The 3776-nt window shown below is 59.1% G+C and carries 3 protein-coding genes; all 3 read right to left on the reverse strand.

Features of this window, described 5'->3' with window-relative positions; all coding sequences use genetic code 11:
- Positions 1-54: 54 nt before the first annotated feature.
- Positions 55-810, reverse strand: coding sequence for a DeoR/GlpR family transcriptional regulator (locus tag DBR24_RS27930; RefSeq protein ID WP_007916700.1), 756 nt, complete (start codon positions 808-810; stop codon positions 55-57).
- Positions 811-905: 95 nt separating this feature from the next.
- Entirely contained in the window at positions 906-2408 is a 1503-nt protein-coding gene (glpK, locus tag DBR24_RS27935) for a glycerol kinase GlpK (protein WP_128616319.1), read from the reverse strand.
- A 78-nt stretch (positions 2409-2486) separates the two neighbouring features.
- Positions 2487-3338: an MIP/aquaporin family protein gene (locus DBR24_RS27940; RefSeq protein WP_128616320.1), complete on the reverse strand. Its 852-nt coding sequence runs from the start codon at positions 3336-3338 to the stop codon at positions 2487-2489.
- Positions 3339-3776: the final 438 nt, after the last annotated feature.

Consider the following 3776-nt stretch of genomic DNA (forward strand, 5'->3'; position numbering starts at 1 on the left):
CTTCGCAGCCCAACGGGGATAAATCCCCTCGCCACAGGGGAATGCTGAGGGGGGTTAAACCACTTCCAGACGAATCTTGTGTTGACTCAACAACTGCGCCAGAGCCGGCACCGGCTGCTGATCGGTGACCAGGCAATCGATCAGGCTGATCGGCCCGAGACGAATCATCGCGTTGCGTCCGAACTTGCTCGAGTCCGCCGCGAGAATCACCTGCCGTGCATTGGCGATGATCGCCTGGGAAACCCGCACTTCCTGATAGTCGAAGTCGAGCAGGCTGCCGTCTTCGTCGATCCCGCTGATGCCGACCAGGGCGAAATCGACCTTGAACTGATTGATGAAATCGACGCTCGCCTGACCCACCACACCGCCGTCACGGCGCACGTTGCCGCCGGTCAGCAGCACATCAAAATCATCCTTGGCACTGAGCATCGACGCCACGTGCAGGTTGTTGGTGATGATTTTCAGATGGTTGTGATTGAGCAGGGCGCGGGCAATCGATTCGGTCGTTGTGCCGATATTGATGAACAGCGAGGCGTGATCGGGAATCTGTGCGGCGATGGCTTCACCGATGCGTTGTTTTTCATCGCGCATCTGATCGGCGCGCATCGCGTAGGCGGTGTTTTCGACGCTGGAATCGTAGGCTGCACCGCCATGGTAGCGACGCAACAGATTGGCTTCCGCGAGCTGATTAATGTCGCGGCGGATGGTTTGCGGGGTAACAACGAACAGCGTGGCCATTTCCTCGATGCTCACATAGCCGCGTTCGCGGACCAGCTCGAGGATTTGCTGCTGACGGGGAGGCAGATTCATGGGGCTTCCTTTGGGCTGCCGTGCAAAATTTGCCCATGATGCCGCAGGAATCTCCTCCCGACCAGTTACATACAGATACGAGTACTCAGGTTGGCTTATTCAGCGTCCTCACGCGCCCAGTCACGGGTACGGCTGACGGCTTTTTTCCAGCCTTTGTAGAGTTTCTCTTTCTCGACTTCGTCCAGGCTTGGTTCGAATTCGCGCTCGATCACCGCTTTGCCACGCAGTTCGTCCAGGCTGCCCCAGAAACCGCACGCCAGACCGGCCAGATACGCGGCGCCGAGTGCCGTGGTTTCGCGCATTTGCGGGCGCTCGACCTGGGTGCCGAGGATGTCGGCCTGGAACTGCATGAGGAAGTTGTTCGCCACCGCGCCGCCGTCCACACGCAGGGCCTTGAGGCGTTCGCCGGAGTCCTGTTGCATGGCGTCGAGCACGTCGCGGGTCTGGTAGGCGATCGACTCCAGCGCGGCGCGGATGATGTGATCCACACGTACGCCACGGGTCAGGCCGAACAGCGCGCCACGGGCATACGGGTCCCAGTACGGCGCGCCCAGACCGGTAAAGGCCGGCACCAGGTACACGCCGTTGCTGTCCTTGACCTTGTTGGCGAAGTATTCGGTGTCGTGGGCGTCGTTGATGATCTTCAGTTCATCACGCAGCCACTGCACGGTCGAACCGCCGTTGAACACCGCGCCTTCCAGTGCGTAAGCAACTTCGCCACGCGGGCCGCAAGCGATGGTGGTGAGCATGCCGTGCCGGGATTTCACCGCTTTGTCGCCGGTGTTCATCAGCAGGAAGCAACCGGTGCCGTAGGTGTTTTTCGCCTGGCCCGGTTCGACGCACATCTGGCCGAACAGTGCCGCTTGCTGGTCACCGGCGATACCGCCGATGGCGATGCCGCTCTTGGTGCGACCGTAGATTTCCGAAGACGCCTTCACTTCCGGAAGCATCTCGCGCGGGATGTCGAGAATCTCCAGCATCTTCGAATCCCACTCCAGCGAGTGAATGTTGAAGAGCATGGTGCGCGAGGCGTTGGTGTAGTCGGTGACGTGTACCTTGCCGCCAGTGAATTTCCAGATCAGCCAGCTATCGACGGTGCCGAACAGCAGTTCGCCGTTGCGCGCACGCTCGCGGCTGCCTTCGACGTTGTCGAGGATCCACTTCAGTTTGGTGCCGGAGAAGTACGGGTCGGTGACCAGGCCGGTGTTGTCACGGATGTAGTCTTCGTGACCGTCGCGCTTGAGCTGCTGGCAGATCTCGGTGCTGCGGCGGCACTGCCAGACGATGGCGTTGTACACCGGGCGGCCGGTGGTCTTGTCCCAGACCACGGTGGTTTCACGCTGGTTGGTGATGCCGATGGCGGCGACCTGGTCGTGATGCAGACCGGCCTGGGCCAGCGCTTCAACCATCACCGCACTCTGGGTGGCGAAGATTTCCATCGGGTCGTGTTCGACCCAGCCGGCTTGCGGGTAATGCTGGGCGAATTCGCGCTGCGCGGTGCATACCACGTTCGCGTCGCGGTCGAAAATGATCGCGCGGGAGCTGGTCGTACCCTGATCGAGGGCAATGATGTAGTTCTTATTCTGAATGTCGGTCATGTCGATTGCCTTGGACGAAATAAGGGAGAGTGGGCCGGGGCGCGGGCTCTAAATGGGCAGGAACCCGCGCCGACTGTTTCAAGAAGTTCTTGGTTTGCCGTCAATGGCCGGTTCTGCATCCTTTGTAGCAGGTGTGGCGCCGGTCAGGTGACGGGCAATGAGCCCGCGGTACCCGGCAGCGCCGAGGCAGGCACCGACAATCGGTGCAAAAATCGGAATCAGGAAGTACGGAATATCGCGGCCGCCCGTGAAGGAAATTTCACCCCAGCCAGCGAAGAAAGTCATCAGTTTAGGACCGAAGTCACGGGCCGGGTTCATCGCGAAGCCGGTCAGCGGGCCCATCGAGCTGCCGATCACCGCGATCAGCAAACCGATCAGCAGCGGCGCCAGCGGGCCTTTCGGCAGGCCGTTGTTGTCATCAGTCAGGGACATGATCACGCCCATCAGGATCGCGGTGATGATCACCTCGACCAGAAATGCCTGGGCGGTGGACAGCACAGGATTAGGGAAAGTCGAGAATACCGAAGCCAGCTCCAGGCTCGCCGCCGAGCCGCGAACCATGTGGTGGGTTTGTTCGTAATCGAAAAACAGGTTGCTGTACAGCGTGTAGACCAGCAGCGCGCCGCAGAAGGCGCCGGCAATTTGCGCGAGGATATAGAACGGCAGTTTGCGCTTTTCGAAGTCAGCGAAAATGCTCAGGGCGATGCTCACGGCGGGGTTCAGGTGCGCGCCGGAAACGCCGGCGGTCAAGTAGATCGCCATGCTCACGCCGACGCCCCAGATGATGCTGATTTCCCACAGACCGAAGCTGGCACCTGCGACTTTGAGCGCGGCGACACAACCGGTGCCGAAAAAGATCAGCAGTGCAGTCCCCAGAAACTCGGCCATGCATTGGCTTGAAAGCGATGGTTGCTGTAAAGCAGTTGTCATTGAAAACCTCGTTTTTTGTTGTTGTCTGGCGCGTTTGCCGTCAGGGCAGAGCGCGATTTTCCCCGGGGCAGGATCCCCATCCTGTTCCCGGTTTACTGCTGGATGCTGCGGAGATGATAATTCTTACATTATTCAGATTCGAAAAAATATAGACAAGAAACAAACCTGTCAAAGGTCGAAAGTGAACCATCGGTCACAATTAAACTATTGGCCGTGTGAATGATCCTTCGCCGACATCTCTCAACCCGCCCCCAGAAAAGCTGGAGGCCACGGGAAACGTGGCTTGGAATAGAGCCTTTTGTGAGCCGATCGCCTAGAATCCGGCGCAGGATTTTTCTCTGTCTGCCAAGCCTGGAGCTGCCATGACCCCTGCGTTGGACTTGTTGAAAAAAGTTCGTGCCGAACATCGCGTGCACAGTTACGAACATGACCCGAAGG

Source organism: Pseudomonas sp. HMWF006, from assembly GCF_003061205.1.
Taxonomy (GTDB): domain Bacteria; phylum Pseudomonadota; class Gammaproteobacteria; order Pseudomonadales; family Pseudomonadaceae; genus Aquipseudomonas; species Aquipseudomonas monsensis.

Excerpts from the sequence above, each read along its gene's own strand:
- glpK (WP_128616319.1), bottom strand. The coding sequence starts at position 2,408 with ATGACCGACATTCAGAATAAGAACTACATCATTGCCCTCGATCAGGGT.
- DBR24_RS27930 (WP_007916700.1), bottom strand. The coding sequence starts at position 810 with ATGAATCTGCCTCCCCGTCAGCAGCAAATCCTCGAGCTGGTCCGCGAA.
- DBR24_RS27940 (WP_128616320.1), bottom strand. The coding sequence starts at position 3,338 with ATGACAACTGCTTTACAGCAACCATCGCTTTCAAGCCAATGCATGGCC.